Genomic DNA, 24,253 nt, shown 5'->3' with positions numbered 1-24,253 from the left:
CTCTGCTAAACCTCAACAATTGCTTTGAATTTACAACTCTCTAAACAAGCACCACATTTGATGCAAGTAGCGATATCTATTGTATGTGCTTTCTTTAACTCCCCACGAATGGCTCCGACTGGGCAAATTCGGGCACATTTTGTACAGCCCTTACATAGGTCTTCCTTAATCTTAAGAGAGATCAATGCTTTACATTGTCCTGCTGGACACTTCTTATCAACCACATGTGCAATATATTCATCTCTAAAATATTTTAAAGTACTTACAACAGGAGAAGCAGCTGTTTTACCTAGACCACAGAGTGCAGTTGCTGAAATGGTTTCTGCAAGTTCCTCTAACATATCAATATGTTCTAAGGTACCTCTACCTTCTACAATATCAGTTAATAATTCAAGCATACGCTTCGTACCTTCACGGCAAGGAACACATTTACCACAAGATTCGTTCTGGGTAAAGTTCATAAAGAATCTAGCAACTTCAACCATACAGCTCTTGTCATTCATGACTACAAGTCCGCCAGAGCCTATCATAGCGCCAACTTTTTTAAGAGAGTCAAAATCAAGAGGCATATCTAAATGATCTTCACTTGGATTAATGCATAAGCAACCGCCAGAAGGTCCTCCAATTTGAACTGCTTTAAATTCTCCGCCTTTTACACCACCACCGATATCAAAGATTACCTCTCTTAAGGTAGTTCCCATAGGAACTTCAATAAGCCCCGTATTATTTACATTACCTGTTAATGCAAACGCTTTTGTTCCATGATTTTTCGGTGGCCCATAGGATTTATACCAGGTAGCGCCATTTAAAATAATCTGTGGGACATTACAAAAGGTTTCAACATTGTTTAAAACAGTTGGTTTTTCAAAGAGCCCTTTTTCAACAGTTCTAGGAGGTTTTACTCTTGGCATTCCACGATTACCTTCAATAGAAGCAGTTAAAGCAGAGCCTTCTCCACATACGAATGCACCAGCACCTTGGCTAATTTTAAGGTCAAAGCTAAAACCAGAATTTAATATATTCTCACCAAGTAATCCATAGCTAGTAGCGGAAGCAATTGCTCTTTGCAAACGATCAATAGCAAGAGGATACTCTGCACGAACATAGATGTATCCATGATGGGCATTGGTTGCAATCCCTGCAATTATCATACCTTCGATCATACGGTGAGGATCACCCTCCATCATACTACGGTCCATAAATGCACCGGGATCACCTTCATCACCGTTACAAACAACGTATTTGGTTTCTTCAGTTTGGCGAAGTACTTGGGACCATTTTCTACCGGTTGGAAAGCCTCCACCACCCCTACCACGAAGGCTAGACTCAGAGATTTCATTTACAATTTCTTCAGAAGTCATATCAAATAAAGCTTTTGCTACTGCCGAATAACCACCAACCGCAAAGTACTCTTCAATTGATTCCGCGTTAATATGGCCACAGTGTTCCAATGCAACACGAGTCTGCTGTCTGTAAAACGGAATTTCTTCTTGTTTTTCGTAAGTCTTCCCGTCATTGTCCTTATATAATAAACGTTCTACTGCTTCATCATTTAAAATACTTTTTTCAATGATATCTTCACAATCTTCCACCTTTACTTTGATATAAAGTAATCCCATTGGATCAATACGTAATAATGGCCCCATTTCACAAAAGCCATGGCAACCACTTTTCTTAAGACCTACTGTTTCGTGAGGTTCTTTTTCAAGAATTACGGAGCATTCAATCCCTTTTTCCTCCATGAGTTCTTTTAATCGATCATAAATCTGTAAGGAGCCACCAGCAACGCATCCAGTACCAGCGCAAATAAGAATTTGTTTGTATTGGCTCTCTAAGGAGGTTTTATATTTTTTTTGAAGGAGTTCTAAGTCTTTTCTAGAATTAATTTTCATTTTCTTCCTCCTTCTTTAATTGGTTGATTAAAGCTTTTGCTTTTTCTGGGGTCATTGCAGCATGCACCATGTCGTTCACGGTACAAACAGGAGCAAGACCACATGCACCTAGACAAGAAACTGTTTCAACTGTAAATAACATATCATCTGTAGTTGGCTTTTTTTCTGAAAGTCCCAATTCCTTGCGGAATTCCTCTAAAATAGGAATGGACTTTCTAACATGACAGGCAGTACCGTCACAAACCTTAATTACATACTTTCCTTTTGGTTCTAATGAAAAATTCTCATAAAATGTCGCCACACCATAAACCTTAGCTTCACTTATTTTAAGTGCGCCAGCGATGTAGATAAGTACTTCTTCCGGGAGGTATCTGTATTCCTTTTGAACTTCTTGCATAACCGCTATGACATGAGATTTGTTGTAGTCATGTGATTGCAAGATGCTATCGATTTTTTTCATTTCTTCTTGCCCCAGCATAAGTAACTCCTTTCTCCAGAAAAAAATTGTCGAAATCACAAAGATTGATATATTTTTATCAACGATACCTTATGCTACCACGAAATGGAAATAAATACAAGTAAATGTAAGATGGATTATATATAAAAAGTAATAATTTATTTGGATAAAATGTCGAAAAATCGTCATTGTGTATAGCTGAGTAAAAATTCAATTAATAAATGTAAAATATTAGATAATTTATTTACAAAACATTGATAAAAAGATAACAATATAGTATCACATTGATTTGTTGGCAAATAATAAGTATTAGTAAGTATTTACAAATAAGAGATGTAATGAATAAAAATAAAGGAGAAACTTAAGCAAATTAATGCATAAGTTTCTCCTTTATTTTTAAAGAATCGTATGTTTACAATGATAAACTAATAATTACTCATGATGCATATGTATATCATATTTACTGTAAGTATTTACGGTATCATAGATATTTCTATCATCTACGGTACTTAATAATTTTTGGCGATTTGCGGCAGCAATTCTTCCTGTTAATACACTACCAGGGCCATTTACACAGCCACCTACACAGGACATGCCTTCCATGAAGTCTTCTGGTAATTTACCAACTTTCATCATCATTAAAGCTTTTTTACATTCAATTGCACCGTTACAGCCTTTCACAGTGATATTTGCATCAACATTTTTTTCTTGTAATGCACGGATAACGGAAGCAGTAACACCACCAGCAACGGCAAAGTTCTTTGCATAAATACTACCTTGTTGCAATTCTTCGCTTTCGGATTTTAGCTCAACATTTTTAGCTCGGAACATTGCATAAAGTTCGTCAAATGTTAATGCATAATCAGCGCTACCTTCTCCAGCGTTGTCAATGACCTCGCCTTTTTTTGCAATACATGGTCCAATGAAAACAGTAACTGCATCTGGATGCATTGCTTTTACTATTTTAGCTGTAGCATGCATTGGAGAAATAGTTGTAGAAATATTATCTACTAAGGTAGGGAAATGTTTCTTAATCATATTAACAAATGCTGGACAGCAAGAGGTAGTTTTTTTCTTACCTTCTTTATAAGCCTCTGCCCATTCTTCTGCTTCTGAGGCAGCGGTAAAGTCTGCACCCATTGCTACTTCATACATTCCATCAAAACCAAGTTCTTTCAGTGCTTCGGCTATTACACCAGTTGTTGCTGTTGGACCAAATTGGCCTTCAATCGCAGGTGCGACCATTGCATATACAGGAACATCAGAGAGTAATAAATTAATAACATCTACCATGAAGGAGCGATCGGATATTGCACCGAAAGGACAATTTCTGATGCAATTACCACAATTAATACATTTCTCTTCATCAATAATAACAATGCCGTTTTCATCCATGGAAATCGCATCTACTGGGCAGCTCCTTTTACATGGACGAACTAAATCTGCAATTGCATTGTATGGACATGCCTGTGCACACTTAGAGCATTCTTTACATTTTGTAGGGTCAATATGTGCACGATCACGTAACATTGAAATAGCACCAAAATTACATGAATTTTGACAATACTTACCCATACATTTTTGGCAGTTGTCGGTTACAGTAAAACGAGTAATTGGACATTCTTCACATGCAGAAGGAATTACTTGTACAATATTCTTGTTTTCCTTATATACCGGTGATAAGCCTTGTGCAAGGCGAATTCGCTGGCGAATAATTTCTCTTTCCTTATAGATACAACATCTAAAATTGGCATGTGGACCTTGTATCATTTCATAAGGAAGAGCCTCTTGTTTTTCTTCAAGTTCTTTGTTAAATGCAAGTTTTGCAACCTCATATAGAACTTCGTGTTTGATGGTACCGATATCATTGTTTACTTGTAACATAAAAATCCTTACCTTTCTTGGCGGTAATCACATCATTTGTGATATTTGAGAGCCATATATATTTATATTAAAGGTTAGCATAGAAGTGTTGGGGAACGACTTACACAAGCATAACCTATAATACCGACAATTATTAGGAACTGTTAAAATAGTATAATCTAACTATCTTTAAATGCCCCTAGTATTATCGAAAGGATAATCCAAGTCAATAGATATTCGGTACTATTATACCATAAAAAAATATAAATAGACAAAGAATTTAAAAATAAGTGATAAAAACAGTTTTACCCATTTTCTTTACTGCTTCAGCGATTTGGGTTACTAAGTTCATTCGTATGCTTAAATCAAAAGGTAGATTTGGATTTTGATGTGCTTCATTAATTGTTCGTCCAACAAACATATGAAGTTCGGTACAACTCTCAATGATTTTTTTAGCAATTAAAGAACCTCCATTATCTTTATCAAGCTCTAAGAAGAAGTGTTCATCAATTGCCCCATCTACATAGTGCTTTAATAATTGAAGTGTTCTTGTTAATGTCAATACACCTTCTGTGACTAAGTCAATCCCTTCAATACTAGCAATAGGAGGTAAGTCCATATCCGTATAATTTAACGAAGTATTAATTGGATGACCAGTAATCCTAGATACGATGTTAGCCGAGGTCCCACCGCTTATAATACGTGTGGCGCTACCAGATAGGAAAGCCTTAACTGCCTTTTCATCGTCCTGCTTATCCAGTGGGGGACCAGTAAATAAATGAACAACTTTTGAATCAGTGACTCTTGCTACAGCAATGGTTGTATCATCACCAGGTGAGTGCATATAAAGGTCATCACAAGCTTTTGACAAAATAGATACTAAACGGGAGGCAGATAAGGTTGCATTGGTTGCATCCACGGAATACTTGGCCATATTATCCCACGTCCATCCAAAATTAAGGGCTTTTCCTACTCCAGCATGAATAACGCCATCGCTCATTAAAATGAAACAATCATTCATTTTTACTTGGAAGCGGTATTCACGAATTTTTTTACCTTCAATAATACGCTCATTGTAAGGAATGTTATGCAACTTCTTATCACGAATAAATACACATGCTGGATTATCAAACTCCACAAGATAGGCTTCGCCGTTATGAAAAATTTGCAAAATACTAAAGGTAGAATAAGCAACTTGCCGTACTTTACAAACTGGTAAAGTTTTTACAATGGTCTGCACACATTCTTCGAGTTTGGCACCGTTTAAAAACATAGTTCCAAGAATTTTAGAGGTTAGGGTAGCTAAAATGTTTGCCTTTACACCGCTACCCATACCATCAGCTAAAATAATTATGTTTGAATCTTTTGTTTTTAGAATTTCAACTTTATCCCCACATAGCTCTTCGTTATGCTTATTTAAACTCTTGTAGGAGACATCAATAGTAACATTCATTAAGCCTTCCTCCTATTACTGATCCGTACGTCCGTCGTTTAAGATGGTATCTCTTAGTTTAGTCAATGTAACTTTTGTTTCTGCTGTTGTTTCTCCTAATAGGCCTGCAATTTCTTGTGCAACAAGCATTTGTTTATCAATAACCCTTTGTGCCATTTCAATTGTCTCCATCTTAACTTTGTAGGCTTGTTTAATTTGCTCTTCTTCATAAGAGATATCTTGAAAGATTCCCAGTACACAGTTAAGCTCCTCCATATATACAATGGTTTGTAGTGTGTAAAAGTTACTCTCTTCGTAGGTAACCTTCTTTCCTAAAATATCTGTGTGAGTATCCAGTACTGCTTGAAAGTCGGTATGATCAATAAACTCATATAAATACATGTTTTTTGCTTTATTTCTAGAGGTGTTAAAATGTTTCTCAGCTGCCTTAGAAAACTCCAATATTCGCATTTCCGCATCTACGATGATGATAATGTTAGGAGTATTATCTAAAACAATATTCGACATGGATTGAGCTTTTTCATGCATATAAGGAATACACATATTTAGCTCAGCCTTCCCCTGATACACTGCAATTGCTTTGTCTCTACACGTTGCGTAACCACAAGCTCCGCAATTTAGGAAATCCTCAGTTTTTGTTTTTCCTATTTTACGTAAGATAGAGGATATTTGCGCTTCGCTTGGCAGAGGATCTTTGGGTGAATGGTCAAAGAAATGTTTAAATAATGGGATAGAATTATCTTTGAAAAATATATCATCATTCACGGGTTGTCTTTGTACCTTTTCTTCCATGTCCAATTTAACTTTAAATCTAGAGATACAATCACGATCAATTGCTGGTCCTTTAATACAACCACCGTTACAAATATTAGCCTCGATAAAACATCCGCTAACTTCTCCCTTTTCCATACTTTGAAATAAATCAATGCAATTCTTTATTCCATGAACATAGAACTTTCGGTATTTATTTGTTGTGTCATTGGTTGTAAGGACAGAGGATAATACGCCGCTGCTTATTGGGTATAAGCGATTTACTTCTGGATTTGGATTGTTTGGTACTTCATCGTTTAGTCCGGTAAGGCAGATATTTTCTTCATCTAACCATTCTTCAAATTCTTTAAAGTTAATAACAGCATCGATATATCCCTTTGTTCGCTCATCGCATTCTGCTTCTCTTTTTTTTGAAATGCATGGACCTAGGAACACAATCTTAGCATCCTCACCGTATTGCTTACGAAGTAACATACCATGTGCTATCATAGGAGAGACAACAGGAGCCATAAATTTTGTAAGGCTTGGATAATAGATTTCGATCAAATCATTCACACTTGGGCAACTAGTGGTAATGATATTTTCCATCTTACCTTCCTTAAGTAAGCGTATGTAGTCTCTAGTAACATACGCTGCCCCCTCTGCAGTTTCATGGACAGCAGTGAACCCTAAATCTAAAAGGGCACGAATGACCTGTCCTGGGGTTTTATACTTAATTACTCCAAGATATGCTGGAGCAAGGGAGACTATCGTTTTGTATCCATCGAATAAGTATTGTTTTACACGGTCTAAATCGCTAATTAGTGTTTTAGCATTCTGAGGACATACTTCTAGGCAATGACCGCATAGTATACATTTATCATTCATGATATAAGCTTGTGAATCTTTCACGGTAATGGCTTTTACATCACAGTTGCGTACACATTTATAACAATTTTTACACTTTGCTTCTTTAAAACCAATCACATCCATTAAGTAAGCCTCCTTAATACCTCATTTCTGAAAAAATGATCTGTTTTTTCTGGAGATAATGAGAAAAGTTCTTCCTCGATTTTTACACATACACCTTTCATACATTCTCCAATGCAAAAGGAACCAACTAACTCAATTTCTTTTCCTAAATTATTCTCAGAAATCAGTTGATTTAGCTTTGTAACAATTTCTCTGGACCCCTTTAAATGACAGGAGCTACCAATGCAAATAGTAATTATCATAAGCTACCTCCCTATGAATGCTAAAAATTTAACAATATATACAAATTATACCATTTTAGATTTCGCAAAACAAGAATTAAAAGTTTTATTTATAGTACTAAAAATGGAACTATTGTCGTGGTTTACTAGGAGAATAAAAGATGGTAAAATTAGGATATTATATTCATGTAGGGTAAAATAAATAAAAAACAAAAAAGGGGTATGTGATGAGAGTTATACAAAAGAGTTATAAAGCCGTGATACTAGTAATCTTAATAATTTGCATGAGCGCTAGTGTATTCTCTTTGAATGCTTTATCAGTAAAAGCGAAAGAGCAGACAAAGTTTGATTATATATTTCATAATAAAACGTATTTGTTTGGTAGCCAATTAGATGAGGATAGCCAATATTATTATTTGACGCTACTTAAAAGATTGAAGGCTCCAACAGAAAAAGAGTTTACAATATCACTAAAAGGAAGAAATCAAAAGACAATCAGTGAATCTTTAAACAATGCACTAAATGCAATGTTTTATGATTTCCCAGATTATCAGTGGTTAAAGCTTGGAGGCAAGAACGCCAGCCATTTTAAAATTAATTATGTCAATGGCGTTGCGACTAAGTTAGTGTTTTATCCTGTCATAAAGGATGAATATAAAAGCGCAGATTTGGTATCCAAGGAATTAAATAAAATAGATGATATTCTAAATAAGATGCTAGATGAAATGCCAAAGGAATATGTAACAAGATATGAAAGGCTTAAGTATATTCATGATTATTTAGTAAAAAATGTAACATATGATACTTCCCAAAAGGAGAAAAAAATTCATTCGGCTTCTGGGGCACTCATTAATCAACTTAGTGTTTGTGAAGGGTATGCAAAGGCATTTAAAATGGCTTGTGAGAAAATCGGTGTTCCAAATCAATTGGTAACAAGTGATACCCATATGTGGAATTATGTTCAGATGGACAATGGAAAGTGGTATTTAGTGGATGTAACGTTTGACGATCCATTACTAAATGGTACCAGTGATTACAAAGACGGTAAAAATTTAAGTCATGAATATTTTTTAGTCGGAGCAAATAGTGTAGCGGGAAGTAAAGACCATAAAGCAAATGGAAACTTAAATAATGGTGGATTTAATTTTACATTAAAAACATTGTCAAAGGATGATTATAGTGAATCAAGTGCAAAAGATGAAAAGCTGATCATTCAATCACAACGTTTTAGTGAGAGTTTTTTAAAGGACTTAACAAAACCTTTATTTTATGCGTCGAATAAAACCTTATCGTTCAAGCAATCATATACACAAGTTATAAAAAAGTTATCTAGTACGGCTAAAGTTACTTATTATTCAAGTAAAAGTAATGTTGCAAAAGTGAATAGTAAGGGAAAGATCGTTGCAGTGGGTAAAGGGACATGTGTAATTACAACTACAGTAAAACAAGGTGGTAAGACATACGTTCATAAGTTAAAACTAACAGTAAAACCTTGACTATAATTTAAAAATGCTGTGTTTTACTGGTTAAACGGTGCTTGTTTTGTAACGAAATAGTTGTAATCATGCATGATTGTGGTATAATAGACGAGAATAACGTAGTAAGAGCTTATAATAAATCTGATTATAGGAACGTCTTTTGGTTCCTATATATAGTTTCTCAGAAGTTGTTTTTTAATATCTGAGAAAAGGTGTGTTTTTTGCATCGTAAATATAAGACAATCTGCGTAAGTAAGATGTGAAATATATCAGATATGAGTAATTATGATATGAAATAGGCTAAAGGAATAGGAGTATGAACATGGAGCTATTAACAGTTAGAGAATTGTTCCGTAACAAAGAGCAGTACATTGGAACAAAAGTTACCATTGGTGGATGGGTAAGAAGCGTAAGAGATTCAAAGACTTTCGGTTTTATTGTTGTAAACGATGGTAGCTTTTTTGAAACATTACAGGTAGTATATTCAGATAAGTTAGATAACTTTGCTGAAATCTCAAAATTAAACGTTGGATCTGCAATCATCGTAACTGGTGAACTTGTGGCTACGCCAAATGCAAAACAACCATTTGAAATTCAAGCAACAGAGATTCTAGTGGAAGGTGCATCTACATCTGATTATCCATTACAGAAAAAGAGACATACCTTAGAATATTTAAGAACAATTGCACATTTAAGACCTAGAACAAATACTTTCCAAGCGGTATTTCGTGTACGTTCTTTAATTGCATATGCAATCCATGAATTCTTTCAACAAAGAGACTTTGTATATGTACACACTCCATTAATTACAGGAAGTGATGCTGAAGGTGCAGGCGAGATGTTCCAGGTAACTACCCTTGATTTAAACAACGTTCCTAAAACAAAAGAGGGTAAGATTGATTTTAGCGAAGACTTCTTTAATAAACCAACGAATTTAACAGTAAGTGGTCAGTTAAATGGTGAGACCTATGCAATGGCATTCCGTAATATTTATACATTCGGACCAACATTCCGTGCAGAAAACTCCAATACAACTCGTCATGCAGCAGAATTTTGGATGATTGAGCCTGAAATTGCATTTGCTGATCTTAAAGACGATATGATTTTAGCTGAGAACATGATTAAATATGTAATTTCTTATGTATTAGAGCATGCTCCAGAAGAAATGAATTTCTTCAATTCATTTGTAGATAAAGGTTTATTAGAACGTTTGAATAATGTTTTAAACTCTGAATTTGGACATGTAACATATACAGAAGCAGTTGAAATATTAGAAAAGAACAATGATAACTTTGATTACAAAGTATCTTGGGGCTGTGATTTACAAACAGAGCATGAAAGATACTTAACAGAACAAGTATTTAAAAAGCCTGTATTTGTAACTGATTATCCAAAGGATATTAAGGCATTTTACATGAAGCTTAATGAGGATAATAAAACAGTAGCAGCTATGGACTTATTAGTACCTGGAATTGGTGAAATCATTGGAGGAAGCCAAAGAGAGGACGACTACGATAAGTTATTAAAACGTATGGAAGAGTTAAAATTAGATCCAGAAGATTATGGCTTCTACTTAGATTTAAGAAAATATGGTTCTACAAGACATGCAGGTTTTGGTCTTGGATTTGAACGTTGTGTTATGTATTTAACTGGTATGAGCAATATCAGAGACGTTATACCATTCCCAAGAACAGTAAATAACTGCGAGTTATAAAATAAAATAACCTATGTGATTCTAACATTTTATAAATGTTCGAATACACATAGGTTTTTTCTTTTAACAAACTGTGTGGTAAAACGCTCCGATAAGGATGTATATAACCCACCAAGGTAGTTAGTCACTTCATCATAGTTAGCCTGTGAAAGAAAAATTACGCATTTTCTTTTTTTATAATCTTTCTCTTAACGTAAGGTGTTAAAACAAGCGAAAGAGTGATTATAATTCCAAGCCCTGATAACATAAGCCCTTCTTTTAAGTAAGGGGTTTGATAATCTAGTACAATCTCATGATTACCAGCCGGAAGCTCTAATGCCATATACATAGTATTTGCTTTTAATAGCTTAGCAGGTTTACCATCAACGGTAGCCTTCCAGCCCTTACTATATGGAATGGATAAGTACAACATAGTTGGTGATGTTGTATTTACTTTTCCTGAAATTCGATTCGTTGACTCAACCACATCTTCTAATACAGTTTCCTTTAATTGAAGAGCTTGATTGATATAGTATTTCATAGGTTGTGCGTAAACCTTAATGGAATCAAATTCATATGTTCCAGGTTCCTTAAAGTACAACTTGATTTGTCGCATTGCTTTCGACTTATATCCTAAATTAATTAAATAGTTTGATACGCCAAAATAGTTGTTATCTTCCGGCGTACGAAGTCCGAATTTATTAATTCTCCATCGTTTGGTAACACTCACTAAGCCTACTCTTTTTACATCTGGGTCTGTGATTTGAAGATTCTCAAGATGTAAATAGGTTTCACTAAATACGCGACCTTTTGTTTTAATATAAAGCAAACTATTTGGGTTGGTTACATGCAAAGTATTTCCCTCTAATGTCATGCCTTCATCTAATATAAAGGTCACAGGGAGCTCCTTTGAGGTAAATTCTAAGGATTTCTTAGGAACTACATCGGTATCTTCTTCAAGAACAACCGATTGCATCAGCGCTTCTTGCTTTTGCAATGCAGTCAGTTTCTCATATTCTGCTGAAGTAATATATGAGTTATAGGTAAATCCAAGTGGCAGATAGTATTCATTAATATAAATACGTGTGCCATCTTCAAATACTTGATCGGTTTTTAATTCTTTATATCCAAAAGGAATATTGATGGTTCTCTTGGTTATGTAGTATTTAACCGATGAAAGTGCATTCATAGCTGCACGTTCATTATTATCTTCATATTGGCAAGCAAATCGAAGAGATGAGTTTTCTAATTCAAACATGTAGTTAAAAACATTGCTGTTTAAAATACTAAAATAAAAACCAGTTCCATTTACGTTAAGTGGCATTGCAATATTTGGACTGATAGCATCATCAATTTGGATGCGATAAAAGCTATCATCGATGGATTTAATGTATTCCACAGCATCATTATGTTCGTATTCCTTTATTGTACCCTTTGTAAGAAATGCAGAAGAATAGTTATTAAATCTTCCACTGTAAAATAAATAACTGCTAGATACAATATTTACAATGCAGAGTACTAAAAAGATAAGATTTCTATATAATGGCTTTATTTTATAATAATGAGAAAATACCATAAAACCAGCACCTGCTACTAAAAATAGTGCAGGTAACTTAGAGTATTTTTTCATAAATAAAAACGTAGTAATACAATATATAGCACTGATAGCTAATATAATAAATCGTTTCTTACGTGATAATTCGAATATCGATTCATAAGAATCGGCAACGATATAGGCAATAAGAAATGCAAATACGAACGTCCATCGGTTTGCGACATAGGAAAAACCATTCATAAAATATCCAAACAAAGGAATGCACATAAATACAACGGATATGATTAATAAAGTTATCACAGTCCGGTTTTTCTTTTCTCTCATAAGTGCCGCGCATGCACATAAAGCGCCTACAACACCAACGCTGATATAAGACCAATGCCCCGCTTGGAAACCAAGAGAGAGAAGATTCTGATAAAGCAATTTATAATATTCCATAGGGTATAGGAATAGGTTAACAGCTTGTGATGCCCCTTCAATTCTACCGTTATTCATAAATGCATAAATCATAGGCAGTAATAAAACGGCAGATAGTAAAATTCCAAGTAAATAGTAAAGAACTGACTTTGATACAACTAAGAAAAAGTTCTTAATACGTTCTTCTTTATAACAATCATAAAAGCGAACCAAAGCATAGATAAAAATGATTACAGATAGCATATACAAGAAGTAAAAGTTACTCATTGCGCTGATTGCTATCATAATGCTAAAAAATATGGAACGCTTATATTTAAGTAGTTGTTCTACACCAATGAATAGCAATGGTAAATAAATCATTGGATTTAAAAAGAATGGATGCCTCAAACCAGCAAACAAGGAATATCCACTAAATACATAAATAAATGCACCAAGTAGTGCTGGGAATGGAGCTTTCTTCTTATAGATACAAAAAGCAAGAAAAGAAACCCCAGCTAAGTAAAATCGCAAAATCACTAAAAGATCATAAAGTGTTTCTAAGTGATTAGGATCCCAAATTCCAGCAAGTACGGTAAGTGGATCACCAATCACGTAGTAATTGAGTGTTGTTATTACATCGAACCCTTGACCTATAGAAAAATCTACCATCGAAAGACCTTTACCCGACAGTAGATTTTTTAACAGGGAAGAATAATAGGAAAGGGCAGGATAATGTTGATGTACTCCATCATAGTTCCAAATAAATGTGATATTGTGCCTATAAAAAACAAAAAATACAAAATACTGCACAATAACAAATAGTGCTGAGAATGGTAAAATGTAGGATAAAAAAAGTTCTCTTTTACCAATAGTTTTCGTTTTAATCATGGTAGCCTTTCCAATACTTCTTCTATTTTATTTCATATCAGCAAATAGATGAAATGTATTTCATTATAAAATATTCAATCCACCTACGATTGTGCTGAACTTGTGTGAAAAATTATATGTTTATATTTGTCTAGTGCAAAAAGTAATGCAAGACCTAAAACACCGCAAGAAATAACTTGACCAAAACCAACCGTTGCCATCATAAAAGGAATTGGGGCAGTTTCAAAGTAAGCAAAGCGTAGTACCCAAGGTATGATAACCGCATTTGCTATGATTGGAGGTAGTGGAACAAGAAATTTATGCTTTCTAAGTGCATAGGAGCCAAAAGCGCCAATAAGTGTAGCGAGTGTACCAAACACAATGTCAAGGATATCTGCTCCACCAAGTAGATTGCCAAGTAAACATCCTATTGTTACACCTGGTATTGCGGCTGGTGTAAAGAAAGGTAGGATGGTTAATGATTCTGCAATACGGAATTGGATTTGCGAGAAGCTAATTGGCTGGAACGCAAATACTAAAACAACGTAGATTGCTGCAATCATTGCTGCCTGCACTACATAAGTTACATTTCTTTTTTTCATATTCAATTCTCCTTTAGTTTTGTTTTACGTGTGGAAGGTCTCGAACACACGATAGTTAATTGTGAAATCCCTTGATTTATAAGGGTTTACGACTATTTCAGTATAACAGGAAAAAGGAGCTTGTCAAGATTCAATTTTTGGTTCACCATCAATTTCAACTAAGATCAAAGTGACATAGTCATCCCGATTTATTGTCCCTATTTCAAAAATCAAATACTCTTCGTAAGCATTATCACCAAGTTTAATACCATTTTTATCTGCATACTCAATAATTTTGGCATACATATTACTAATATTACTATAACTTCCTTTATAATAGACCTGAAGATACCAACCTTCTTTTCGCACTAATGTTGTGCCTACCCTATCTGGATTATCTGTTTTTGTATACAAAAAGGAAAAGCTATTGAATCTTTTTTCTCGAATGTTATCAAGGGTAAGGGATGCCCCTAAAAAGTCAATCATCGTTGCGTTACTATTTTTACGAAACTCAATTAATTCAACGATAAAATTAGAGTATGAATTATCACTGTCCTTATCCTTGATTGAACTACGAAGAGCCTTAACTTCTTTTTGATAGACGGGTATAATTTGATTATATTCCACGGATAAAGCCTTTGTAGTTAAATGTTTTAAAGCATTTATTTCACGTTTGATTTGTTCTAACTTATTAATTTCTTGTTCAACTTCGTTTGTTTTCTGCTCTAGTAAATCAACCAGGTCCGTTGGATTTCTATCATCCATGTATTCTTTTATTTCTTTTAAGGGCATTCCTAATCTTTTTAAAGCGGATATAATTGAAAAGGTATCATATTGACGGAAAGAATAATAGCGATATCCGTTTTCTTTGATAAGTTCCGGTTGAAAAAGCCCTATTTGATCATAATGAAACAAGAGGTGTTTGGGAACGCCACAGATTTTTGCAAACTCTCCTGTTGTTAAATATTCTTTTGTATTCTTAGACATAAAAACTACCTCTCTATTTATTTAATGTTTTAAATTAGTATTAATAACAAACAATATTAATAACAAATAATATTAATAATGTGTCGATTTATATACTATTTTTCTTGACTATAAGGTTACCTTATAGTTTATAATATTTTAGCAGCCCTTTTCTGTCAAGGAAAGGGGCTTAAAATATGCAATTCTGCACAGTATAGTAAGAAGGAGTAATGTTATGAAATTAATGTTAAAGTATTTGAAAAGATACCCCAAACTGATTTTATTAAATGTTTTAGGTATCTTTAGTTTCGTAGCTGTACAGCTCGGAATTCCTACCATTATGGCATGGATGATCGATAACGGTATTGGTAACAGCGATATCGCATATATCAAGAAAATGGGAGGGGTTATGCTGATTGTCAGCGTTCTTGGAGGTGCAGGAACTATTTTACTTACATTTGCATCATCAAGAATATCAACCAATATGATTCGTGATATCAGAAATGATGTTTTTATCCAATCACAAAAATTTTCCCATACAGAATATAATAAATTTGGTGTATCTTCCATGATTACACGAACAACAAATGATGCATTCCAGTTAATGCTATTTTCAAATATGTTGTTTAGAACTGCACTTTTAACACCAGTTATGATCGTTATTAGTGTATTTATGACAATTAAAACAAGTGTGAGTCTTTCTTTAGTTATTGGAGGAAGTTTTCCATTTATTATAGCTGGTGTGTTTATCATAGCGAGATTAACAAATCCTCTTTCTGTAAAACAACAAAAAGGTATGGACCGATTAAACAGAATTTCAAGAGAAAATTTAACAGGGGTTCGTGTTATTAGAGCCTTTCGTAAAAGTGAGCATGAATCTGAACGTTTTGCAGAGACGAATGAGATGTATGCAAGCAATTCAAAGAAATTATTTAAAATAATGTCTATTACTCAACCTGCATTTTTCTTCTTATTGCATGTTGCTATGATGGCTGTTTTTTGGATATCAAGTTTAATGATTGATAAGGGAACGTTACAAGTTGGACAATTAGTTGCATTTTTAGAGTATCAATTTCATGCGTTGTTCTCTATTATGTTATTTTCCATGGTCTTTGTAATGTATCCAAGAGCGCAGGTATCTGCAGAACGTATTCAGGCATTACTAGATGAGGAACCATTGGTTCAGAATCCTGAAAATGGTGTGACAAAAACAGCAACTACTGGTACCGTTGAATTTGATCATGTTACATTCCAATATCCAGACGGTGAACTACCAATTATAAAGGATGTGTCTTTTACAGCCCGTAAGGGAGAGACAGTAGCTTTTATCGGTAGTACAGGAAGTGGTAAGAGTACTTTAATTAACTTAATTCCTAGATTTTATGATGTAACAAGTGGTTCCATAAAAATAGATGGTGTGGATACTAGAGACTATGATTTAAAAGCTCTTCGCCAAAAAATAGGTTTTATTCCTCAAAAAGCATTTTTGTTTAAAGGGACAATTGAAGATAATCTTAAATTTGGTAATCCAAATGCGACACCAGAAGAAATTGATCATGCAATTGAAGTTGCACAAGCAAAAGATTTTATTATGAATAAACCGGATAAATTGAAAGAATACATTAGTGAAGGTGCTAAAAATGTATCTGGTGGACAAAAACAACGTATTTCCATTGCAAGAGCACTTATCCGTAAACCAGAAATTTATATCTTTGATGACAGCTTTTCTGCACTTGACTTTAAAACAGATGCCGCTTTGCGTGCTGCTTTAAAAGAAGAGACCAAGGATTCTATCATGTTTATCGTAGCTCAAAGAATTAGTACAATTATGAATGCAGATAAAATAGTTGTTTTAAATGAGGGTGAAGTTGTTGGTATTGGTACTCATAAAGAATTATTGAAAAACTGTGAAGTTTACTATCAAATTGCAGATTCACAATTAACAAAGGAGGAACTTGAGCAATGAAAAAATTAATTCCATATATTAAGCCGTACCTAAAGCTTTTTATATTTGCAGTTCTTCTTACAGTTGGATACGCTGGGTTCATGGGGGCTGCACCTTTGATTGAAGGTTTAATTACGACCAGATTAAAAGATGATGTTGTTGATATTGCAAACAAAGTTCCAGGAGCAGCGATAAGTTTTTCATACATTATTAAGATTTTAATTATCTTACTCGTAGTTTATACGGGGAATGCTGTTTGTAACTATGCTTCACAACATTTGCTAACGGATGCAATACAAAACACAATGCGTGACTTAAGAAACGATGTACAAAAAAAGATCGCAAAGCTTCCAGTTAGCTATTATGATAAACGTACAGTAGGTGATATTTTAAGTATTATTTCAAATGATATTGATACAATATCAAACGCCCTACAGCAAAGTTTATCAAAAATATTAACTGCTTTCTTATCGATTGCTTTAGCAGTTGTGTTAATGTTTTATATTAATCCAGTAATGGCGATTATTGCAGTTTTATTAATCCCAAGTAGTTTATTCGTTATGAAATTTATCATGAAGCGTTCTTCTGCAATGTTTCGTAATCAACAGATGGCACTTGGTAATTTGAATGGATATATTCAAGAAAGATATACTGGTTTAACAGAAATTAAACTATATGGAAAACAAGAAGATTCCATTGAAGAGTTTAAGAAAATTAATGATAATTTATGCGAGAATGGGTTTAAGGCACAATTTATTTCAGGGCTTATGTCACCGTTAATTTCATTGCTTACGTATTTATCTATCGTTGCTGTAACGATTTTAGGTGCAATGTATGCGGTTTCAGGTGCAATTACAGTTGGACATTTACAAGCCTTTATACGTTATATGTGGCAGTTAAATGAGCCGTTGGAGCAAGTGACACAATTGTCTTCTACAATCCAATCTGCAATGGCAGCAGCTACAAGAGTGTTTGATTTCTTAGAAGAAGAGGAAGAAGTTCCTGAAGTTGTTAAGCCAGTAAAAATTAACGATTTAAAGGGAAATGTTACATTTGAAGATGTTTCCTTTGGATACAGTAAAGATAAAATGTTAATTGAACATCTTAATGTTAATGTAAAAAGTGGTCAAATGGTAGCCATTGTTGGTCCAACCGGTGCAGGTAAAACTACACTTATTAACCTGTTAATGCGTTTCTATGATGTAAACGGTGGTGCTATCAAAGTAGATGGCGTGGATATTAGGGATATGAAACGAGATGATCTTCGTTCTATCTTTGGTATGGTTTTACAAGATACTTGGTTATTTAATGGCACTGTTTCCGAAAACATTAAGTACGGAAAAGAAGATGCAACGCAGCAAGAAATAGAAAACGCAGCCAAGACAGCAAATGTAGATCATTTTATTAAAACGCAACCAGATGGCTATAATATGATTTTAAATGAAGAATCATCAAACGTTTCTGCTGGTGAGAAGCAACTTTTAACAATTGCGAGAGCTTTCCTTGCAGACCCTGCTATCTTAATTCTTGATGAGGCTACAAGTTCAGTAGATACAAGACTTGAATTGATGTTACAGACAGCTATGAAGAACATCATGAAAGGCAGAACAAGCTTTGTTATTGCCCATCGTCTTTCAACAATACGTAATGCAGATTTAATTCTTGTTATGAATAATGGAACAATTATTGAACAAGGTACTCATGATGAATTAATGGCTAAGAAAGGCTTTTATGAAAAACTTTATATGAGTCAATTTCAAAGACAAGCATAAAAAATTATTAAGGTAATTAAATATTGTAAAAAAGTTAGAGGCATCCATTTATTATATTTTATATGCGGTTATAGTATGATGATTGCGTATGAAAGGTTTAAATAAATGGGTGCTTTTCTTATTTTATAAGATAAATTATAAAAAAAAATAGTAAATACAATTTGACTAATTGACATAATAGAGTTATAATAATCATATCAAATAGATAAATAATCGAAATAAGAGATATTTTACATATAATTTGTGCGCATATTCAACTTATAATACAGGATCTTACGAAACGATCCAAAAGGTTACTTATTTATTAATTAAACAATTTGGAGGAATGAAATATGAAATTATTTAGATGTACAGTTTGTGGTTATATTTATGAAGGAGAAAATGCTCCTGATGCTTGTCCAAAATGTGGCGTAGGCCCTGACAAATTTGAAGAAATGAATAAAGAGGATGCAGATAAGGTTTATCGTTCAGATAAATCCAACTCAATCCATATGCAAATAATCGCTTTAGCAGAAGAAATTGCTGCACTTAGCGAAGCAGGAATTGAAGATAACTTAGATCCATATTGTGTAGGTGTATTTACAAAAGCTAAGAATGAAGCTTGGACAATTAAACAAAGATCTAAGGCAGAACTTGCTGGTCATATGAGCAAAGGTAAATGGTAAGAAACATTTAAACAAATCTTATGAACAGATAAGTTAAATTAAGAAAATGATAGCATGTTATTACCTATTTAGGTAAATAACATGCTATTTTTAATGTGCGCCCAGTATGGGCGCGCTAAAGTCTTTCGTCATTTTCTGAAGGCACACAGTGTGAGAATGTGCTACGCACATTTATTTTTCTTTATAGGAACTCTTTTATTTTCAAATAGCTCATCTTTGATAAATCATAAAATTTCTCATCTACTTTCACAATAGGTTTCGTGAGATTTGAATTATTTATCATAATAACTTCACCAATTAGTGAATTATTAAGTATAACAGAAGTTCCAATATACGATTGTGCGACTTGCTGTAGAAAGGGCATTAAGTATGTAGGGTCATATTTATCAAATCCATCATGTTCGATTCGCTCTAAAACATCAAATGGACAAATTGGATCACGATAAACACGGTTGGAAGTCATGGCATCATAAACGTCAGTAATTGAAATAATTTTAGCAATGTTGTTAATTTGGGAATTAACGAGTCCGTGTGGATAGCCACTTCCATCACAGCGTTCATGGTGCATTAAAATTGCTAATTTTATATGCTCGTCTAATTCAATATCTTTAATAAGTTCATAGCCAAGTTTTGGATGTTGTTTTACAATGGTATATTCAACAGTATTAAGTTTTGAGGGCTTTGAAATGATATCTGGTGGTATTTTTAGTTTTCCGATATCATGTAAAAGTCCGGCTAAAGTGATTTTTCTTACATCATCTTGTGAATAATTCAGCCAAGTTCCAAAGGAATAACACATTAGTGCAACGTTTAAAGAATGCACATAGATAAGGTCATCATATTCTCTCATACAATGTAACATATCAAAGGTACGCATTGAATTACCACAATCTTTATATAGTGTTTCAATTTTGGGAAGTAATTGAAAGATAGGTAAAATAGTAAATTGTTGATGCAATAATGAAGAAAATAACGTTTTTAGGTCTTCAATAATTTCAAGATAATACTTTTTGAATTTTTTGTATTCAAGAGTTTCTTTTAACATGTTTGTTGGTGTCTCTACATCGTCTTCTATCTTATCTGCAAGTGATTGTGGTATATAGACGATAATTTCCTTGACGCCGTAAATGGATAGTTTTATTACAGTTTTCTGACTTACGATTGTATTTTTCGATAAAATCTTTTGCTGGCTTTTGTTATACACATCTTCTGCAACAATCATGCCAGGTAATAAGTGCTGTAATGGAACATTTAAAACAGCCATAAATATTCCCTCCCTCTTTCATGTGAGTAGTAAAATAATTACATAATTTTATTATAAATGGAACTTAGAAAAAAACAATACTTTATAGGAAAAAAAAACAAGCTATGTTATAATATCCGCTAAGGTATATAAAGAATCTTGTTTTACAGGAGTAAGAAAGATAGATAAAAAAGATATTTGTAAGTTTGACATTGTGGGAAGGAATTGAAAGGAAGGTTTCGTATGAGATTTATTCATATTGCAGATATTCATCTAGGGGCTACTCCAGATAGTAAGTATCCTTGGGGCAAATTACGTCAAAAAGAAATCTATGATACCTTTCAAAAGGTAATAAAAGATTGTAATGAAATGAAGGTTGAGCTGTTGCTAATAGCAGGTGACTTATTTCATAAGCAACCATTAATCCGAGAATTAAAAGAATTGAACTATATGTTTGAACAATTAGAAAATACAAGCGTAGTATTGATCGCAGGGAATCATGATTATATAGGAGCAAGGTCCAATTATATAAACTTTCCATGGTGTGATCACGTTTTTATGTTAGAAGATGAGTCGGTAGATAGTATTTACTTAGAAGATATTAATACGGAAGTCTATGGATTTAGTTATCATACTAGAGATATTTTAAAATCAAAGGTGGATCATATTTCTCCTGGAGTGGAAGAGCGAATCAATATTTTATTAACTCATGGTGGGGATGAGAGAAATCAGCCCTTTGATAAGAAGTTACTTTTAAAATCTGGATTTGATTACATTGCATTAGGACATATACATAAGCCAGAACAGTTTTCGGATCGAATGTTTTATCCTGGCTCTTTAGAGCCTTTGGATAAAAATGAACTTGGTGAGCATGGCTATATTTTAGGTGAAATCACAAAGACAGAAGAAAATATGCACACACTAAATTCAAATTCTAATATAAAGACCAAGTTTGTGAAAGCTGCGATTAGGGAGTATGTAAAATTAGAAGTTGAAGTGACACCGGATATGACAAACGGTGGCTTAGTAGATGAAATTCGTGGTTTAATTCAGCTTCACGGCGATACCAACATCTATCGTTTTGTATTGAATGGAAAGCGTGATGAGGACATTATATTCGATTCTAATGCGTTGATAGCACTTGGAAATGTTATAGAAATTGAAGACAAAACCCTTCCGGATTATAATTTTATACAACTACGTGACGATAATATAAATAATATCATTGGACTATATATTGATCGAATATTAAATCAGAATGTGGATGAGAAGTTAAAAGAAAAGGCTCTGTATTTAGGGATTGAGGCATTATTAAAAGCAAGAGAATAGAAAGGTTGATTACGCTTGTACATAAAAAAGTTAACACTTAGTCATTTCGGAAAATTTCATAAAAAAGAAATTGAATGCAAGCCTGGTATCAACATTATTTATGGTGAAAATGAGGCTGGTAAATCAACGATCCATTCTTTTATTCGGGGAATGTTATTTGGCATAGAAAAAGCAAGGGGTAGAGCGGGAAAAGATGATCTATATATAAAGTACCAGCCTCTTGATACGCCAGGTTCTTATGAAGGAAGTATGGAATTTAGATACAAAGAGGAAGATTATTTAATCTATAGACGCTTTTATCAAAAAGAAAAGTACACCCAATTAATTAATTTGACCTTAGGTAAGGAAATTAAGAATGATGAGGGAAGGCTTATCTCTCTTTTTCCAGAACTAACAGAAAGCGCATATAGAAATACCGTTAGTATAGAACAATTACGTGCTAGAACTGATGCAGAACTTGCAAGTGAAGTAAGAAATTATATTGCCAATTTAACAACATCAAAGGCCAGTGAAGTTGATGTAAATAAGGCAATGAATAGCTTGTTAGAAAAGAAAAAGGGAATTGATACAAAGGAAACCTTAGAGCTTATTGAAAAAGCTATGGAAGAAATTGAAGAGGGTTTTGAATGCGAACGTGCAATAAAGGAAGCCAGCAGCTCCTTATCAGAACTTTTAAATCAGAAAAAAAAGATAGAGCAGTCCTATCTATTGCAAATGAAAAACTTACAACCATTCATAGAAAAGGGCAACAATCTTCCTGTAATTAAGCAAAAGTATAAATGGTGGTTAGAGTTACAAGAGGAGAGTAAACAATTAATTGAAAAAATTAATACGATTACGCAACAATTACAATTCAGTAATAATTCCAAAGTTTCTAAAGCTTTAGAGGAAGATATCAGAATCCTAGAGGAACTGATTCATGAACAAAATGTACTTAAGGGAAAGCAGGAAAGTGAGTATCCAAAGCGTTTGGATATAAAATTAAAGAGTAGAAAAATCAAACTCTTTGCAACAGTTTCTATGCTACTAGGCATTATTTTATGTTTATTACCTATAGGTAGCGAAGTGATACGAATAGCATTAGGCTTAGGAATTTTGATAGTATCCTTTGTATTTCTTATTTTAAGTGGAAAGAAGTTAACTTACACTGATGAAACCCTTTTAAAAGAGGAAGAAGCATTTCAACTAAATATGGAATTTCTCGAGAAAAAGAAAAGAGAAATCTTTGTAAAATATCGCTGTGATGATATTGCTATACTTAGAGAATATCAGAAACAGATATCGAAAGAGGAAATAAGAAATGAGCACTTGGAAGAACAATTGACTGAGTATAAAGAAACCTTACGGTCTAAGCAAAGTAAGTTAGAAAGCTTATTCGATGATATAGTATTTTTTACAAATGAATTTTATTCTTGCGATGGTGTATCGGCAGAAATAATGCAACAACTTGAGGAAGAAATTAAAAGTAAGAACCAACTTATGAAAGAGATAAAACAAGAGTTTGAATCTGAAAAAGTGAGTGTAGCGATACAGATAGATCGTTTAGAAAATTTAATCATGCAATATCAAGAAAAGGAAAGTGCTTTAGTTGATAAACAAAGAGAGTATGAAGAATTACTACATTTGAAAGAAGAGCAGGAATTTTCATTAGAAGCAATTCGATTAACTATGGATACCATTAAGGAACTTTCAGTCCAGATTCATGATAGCTTTGGCATAAGTCTTAGTAAGAAAGTTTCTGAGAATCTTTATACAATAACCAGTGGAAAGTATAAAGAGGTTCTTGTAGATGAAAACTTGAATATTAAAATACTCCATGAACAGCAATACATTCCACTAGAAAAATTAAGTATAGGTGCGATGGAACAGGTATACTTTGCACTTCGTATGGCAATTGGGGATTTATTATTTGAAGGAGATTCAATGCCATTGGTTTTGGATGATAGCTTTGCTTATTACGATGATAATCGGTTAAAAGCTGTATTACAAGTACTTGCGTCTATGAAGGATCGACAGATCTTTATATTTACTTGTCATAATAGAGAGCAAAGATATTTAAATGAGGCTGGTGTGCCATTTAATTATACGAAGTTATAGTTATTGTATGAAAAATAGTTAAAAAGTTATGGACAGA

The 24,253-nt window shown here is 33.6% G+C and carries 17 protein-coding genes; 7 read left to right on the top strand and 10 right to left on the bottom strand.

Annotated elements, in window-relative coordinates; genetic code table 11:
- Positions 1 to 5 precede the first annotated feature (5 nt).
- The 6 genes from BN4220_RS01725 to BN4220_RS01700 form a co-directional block, all read right to left on the bottom strand.
- Positions 6 to 1,892, bottom strand: coding sequence for an NADH-quinone oxidoreductase subunit NuoF (locus BN4220_RS01725; protein WP_066712706.1), 1,887 nt, complete (start codon positions 1,890 to 1,892; stop codon positions 6 to 8).
- Positions 1,882 to 2,370: an NADH-quinone oxidoreductase subunit NuoE family protein gene (locus BN4220_RS01720; protein ID WP_197467873.1), complete on the bottom strand. Its 489-nt coding sequence runs from the start codon at positions 2,368 to 2,370 to the stop codon at positions 1,882 to 1,884. Before BN4220_RS01720 ends, BN4220_RS01725 begins: the two co-directional genes overlap by 11 nt.
- Before the next feature lie 411 nt (positions 2,371 to 2,781).
- Positions 2,782 to 4,233: a 4Fe-4S dicluster domain-containing protein gene (locus BN4220_RS01715; protein WP_066712703.1), complete on the bottom strand. Its 1,452-nt coding sequence runs from the start codon at positions 4,231 to 4,233 to the stop codon at positions 2,782 to 2,784.
- A 259-nt stretch (positions 4,234 to 4,492) separates the two neighbouring features.
- Complete coding sequence (locus BN4220_RS01710) at positions 4,493 to 5,665, bottom strand: SpoIIE family protein phosphatase (protein WP_066712700.1); 1,173 nt, start codon at positions 5,663 to 5,665, stop codon at positions 4,493 to 4,495.
- 15 nt (positions 5,666 to 5,680) lie between these two features.
- Positions 5,681 to 7,408: a [Fe-Fe] hydrogenase large subunit C-terminal domain-containing protein gene (locus tag BN4220_RS01705; protein ID WP_066712696.1), complete on the bottom strand. Its 1,728-nt coding sequence runs from the start codon at positions 7,406 to 7,408 to the stop codon at positions 5,681 to 5,683.
- Positions 7,408 to 7,650 carry a (2Fe-2S) ferredoxin domain-containing protein gene (locus BN4220_RS01700; RefSeq protein WP_066712693.1) on the bottom strand — a complete coding sequence of 81 codons (243 nt, stop codon included), beginning with the start codon at positions 7,648 to 7,650 and terminating at the stop codon, positions 7,408 to 7,410. Before BN4220_RS01700 ends, BN4220_RS01705 begins: the two co-directional genes overlap by 1 nt.
- A 206-nt stretch (positions 7,651 to 7,856) precedes the next feature.
- Between BN4220_RS01700 and BN4220_RS01690 the strand changes: the two genes are divergently transcribed.
- Positions 7,857 to 9,125, top strand: a complete 1,269-nt coding sequence (locus BN4220_RS01690) for a transglutaminase domain-containing protein (protein ID WP_066712686.1) — start codon at positions 7,857 to 7,859, stop codon at positions 9,123 to 9,125.
- Positions 9,126 to 9,429: 304 nt separating this feature from the next.
- The gene (gene asnS, locus BN4220_RS01685) at positions 9,430 to 10,821 is read left to right on the top strand and encodes an asparagine--tRNA ligase (RefSeq protein ID WP_066712684.1); all 1,392 of its coding nucleotides are present in this window, start codon (positions 9,430 to 9,432) and stop codon (positions 10,819 to 10,821) included.
- A 157-nt stretch (positions 10,822 to 10,978) separates the two neighbouring features.
- On the opposite strand, the gene BN4220_RS01680 is transcribed toward asnS, so the two are convergent.
- The 3 genes from BN4220_RS01680 to BN4220_RS01670 all read right to left on the bottom strand — a co-directional run bounded on the left by BN4220_RS01680 (position 10,979) and on the right by BN4220_RS01670 (position 15,186).
- Positions 10,979 to 13,639, bottom strand: coding sequence for a YfhO family protein (locus BN4220_RS01680; protein WP_066712681.1), 2,661 nt, complete (start codon positions 13,637 to 13,639; stop codon positions 10,979 to 10,981).
- 83 nt (positions 13,640 to 13,722) lie between these two features.
- Positions 13,723 to 14,220 (bottom strand): QueT transporter family protein, encoded by a 498-nt coding sequence (locus BN4220_RS01675; protein WP_066712677.1) that lies wholly within the window; start codon positions 14,218 to 14,220, stop codon positions 13,723 to 13,725.
- A gap of 123 nt (positions 14,221 to 14,343) precedes the next feature.
- Complete coding sequence (locus tag BN4220_RS01670) at positions 14,344 to 15,186, bottom strand: MerR family transcriptional regulator (protein WP_066712674.1); 843 nt, start codon at positions 15,184 to 15,186, stop codon at positions 14,344 to 14,346.
- Between the two features lie 214 nt (positions 15,187 to 15,400).
- Here BN4220_RS01670 and BN4220_RS01665 point away from each other — a divergent pair, with 214 nt between their 5' ends.
- From BN4220_RS01665 to BN4220_RS01655, 3 genes are all read left to right on the top strand, one after another.
- Positions 15,401 to 17,131 (top strand): ABC transporter ATP-binding protein, encoded by a 1,731-nt coding sequence (locus tag BN4220_RS01665; RefSeq protein ID WP_066712671.1) that lies wholly within the window; start codon positions 15,401 to 15,403, stop codon positions 17,129 to 17,131.
- A complete protein-coding gene (locus BN4220_RS01660) occupies positions 17,128 to 18,882 on the top strand; it encodes an ABC transporter ATP-binding protein (protein ID WP_066712668.1) in 1,755 nt (584 codons plus the stop codon). Before BN4220_RS01665 ends, BN4220_RS01660 begins: the two co-directional genes overlap by 4 nt.
- Before the next feature lie 332 nt (positions 18,883 to 19,214).
- Complete coding sequence (locus BN4220_RS01655; RefSeq protein ID WP_066712665.1) at positions 19,215 to 19,547, top strand: rubredoxin-like domain-containing protein; 333 nt, start codon at positions 19,215 to 19,217, stop codon at positions 19,545 to 19,547.
- A 181-nt stretch (positions 19,548 to 19,728) separates the two neighbouring features.
- On the opposite strand, the gene BN4220_RS01650 is transcribed toward BN4220_RS01655, so the two are convergent.
- Positions 19,729 to 20,811: an HD-GYP domain-containing protein gene (locus BN4220_RS01650; protein ID WP_066712662.1), complete on the bottom strand. Its 1,083-nt coding sequence runs from the start codon at positions 20,809 to 20,811 to the stop codon at positions 19,729 to 19,731.
- Between the two features lie 222 nt (positions 20,812 to 21,033).
- Between BN4220_RS01650 and BN4220_RS01645 the strand changes: the two genes are divergently transcribed.
- Both BN4220_RS01645 and BN4220_RS01640 read left to right on the top strand, forming a co-directional pair.
- Positions 21,034 to 22,119, top strand: a complete 1,086-nt coding sequence (locus BN4220_RS01645; RefSeq protein ID WP_066712659.1) for a metallophosphoesterase family protein — start codon at positions 21,034 to 21,036, stop codon at positions 22,117 to 22,119.
- A gap of 15 nt (positions 22,120 to 22,134) precedes the next feature.
- A complete protein-coding gene (locus BN4220_RS01640) occupies positions 22,135 to 24,216 on the top strand; it encodes an ATP-binding protein (protein WP_066712657.1) in 2,082 nt (693 codons plus the stop codon).
- The last annotated feature ends 37 nt before the right edge of the window (positions 24,217 to 24,253 follow it).

Origin of the sequence: Clostridium sp. Marseille-P299 (genome assembly GCF_900078195.1) — a bacterium.
In the GTDB taxonomy this organism is placed as follows: domain Bacteria; phylum Bacillota; class Clostridia; order Lachnospirales; family Lachnospiraceae; genus Lachnoclostridium.
Note: the sequence above shows the minus strand (reverse complement) of the source record. Positions and strands in the feature narration are given on the sequence as shown.

What these genes read in the sequence shown, in the direction of transcription:
- BN4220_RS01715 (WP_066712703.1), bottom strand. Translation starts at nt 4,233, where the DNA reads ATGTTACAAGTAAACAATGATATCGGTACCATCAAACACGAAGTTCTA.
- BN4220_RS01655 (WP_066712665.1), top strand. Translation starts at nt 19,215, where the DNA reads ATGAAATTATTTAGATGTACAGTTTGTGGTTATATTTATGAAGGAGAA.
- BN4220_RS01665 (WP_066712671.1), top strand. Translation starts at nt 15,401, where the DNA reads ATGAAATTAATGTTAAAGTATTTGAAAAGATACCCCAAACTGATTTTA.
- BN4220_RS01680 (WP_066712681.1), bottom strand. Translation starts at nt 13,639, where the DNA reads ATGATTAAAACGAAAACTATTGGTAAAAGAGAACTTTTTTTATCCTAC.
- BN4220_RS01675 (WP_066712677.1), bottom strand. Translation starts at nt 14,220, where the DNA reads ATGAAAAAAAGAAATGTAACTTATGTAGTGCAGGCAGCAATGATTGCA.
- BN4220_RS01670 (WP_066712674.1), bottom strand. Translation starts at nt 15,186, where the DNA reads ATGTCTAAGAATACAAAAGAATATTTAACAACAGGAGAGTTTGCAAAA.
- BN4220_RS01645 (WP_066712659.1), top strand. Translation starts at nt 21,034, where the DNA reads ATGAGATTTATTCATATTGCAGATATTCATCTAGGGGCTACTCCAGAT.
- BN4220_RS01725 (WP_066712706.1), bottom strand. Translation starts at nt 1,892, where the DNA reads ATGAAAATTAATTCTAGAAAAGACTTAGAACTCCTTCAAAAAAAATAT.
- BN4220_RS01720 (WP_197467873.1), bottom strand. Translation starts at nt 2,370, where the DNA reads ATGCTGGGGCAAGAAGAAATGAAAAAAATCGATAGCATCTTGCAATCA.
- asnS (WP_066712684.1), top strand. Translation starts at nt 9,430, where the DNA reads ATGGAGCTATTAACAGTTAGAGAATTGTTCCGTAACAAAGAGCAGTAC.
- BN4220_RS01660 (WP_066712668.1), top strand. Translation starts at nt 17,128, where the DNA reads ATGAAAAAATTAATTCCATATATTAAGCCGTACCTAAAGCTTTTTATA.
- BN4220_RS01650 (WP_066712662.1), bottom strand. Translation starts at nt 20,811, where the DNA reads ATGGCTGTTTTAAATGTTCCATTACAGCACTTATTACCTGGCATGATT.
- BN4220_RS01705 (WP_066712696.1), bottom strand. Translation starts at nt 7,408, where the DNA reads ATGGATGTGATTGGTTTTAAAGAAGCAAAGTGTAAAAATTGTTATAAA.
- BN4220_RS01700 (WP_066712693.1), bottom strand. Translation starts at nt 7,650, where the DNA reads ATGATAATTACTATTTGCATTGGTAGCTCCTGTCATTTAAAGGGGTCC.
- BN4220_RS01710 (WP_066712700.1), bottom strand. Translation starts at nt 5,665, where the DNA reads ATGAATGTTACTATTGATGTCTCCTACAAGAGTTTAAATAAGCATAAC.
- BN4220_RS01690 (WP_066712686.1), top strand. Translation starts at nt 7,857, where the DNA reads ATGAGAGTTATACAAAAGAGTTATAAAGCCGTGATACTAGTAATCTTA.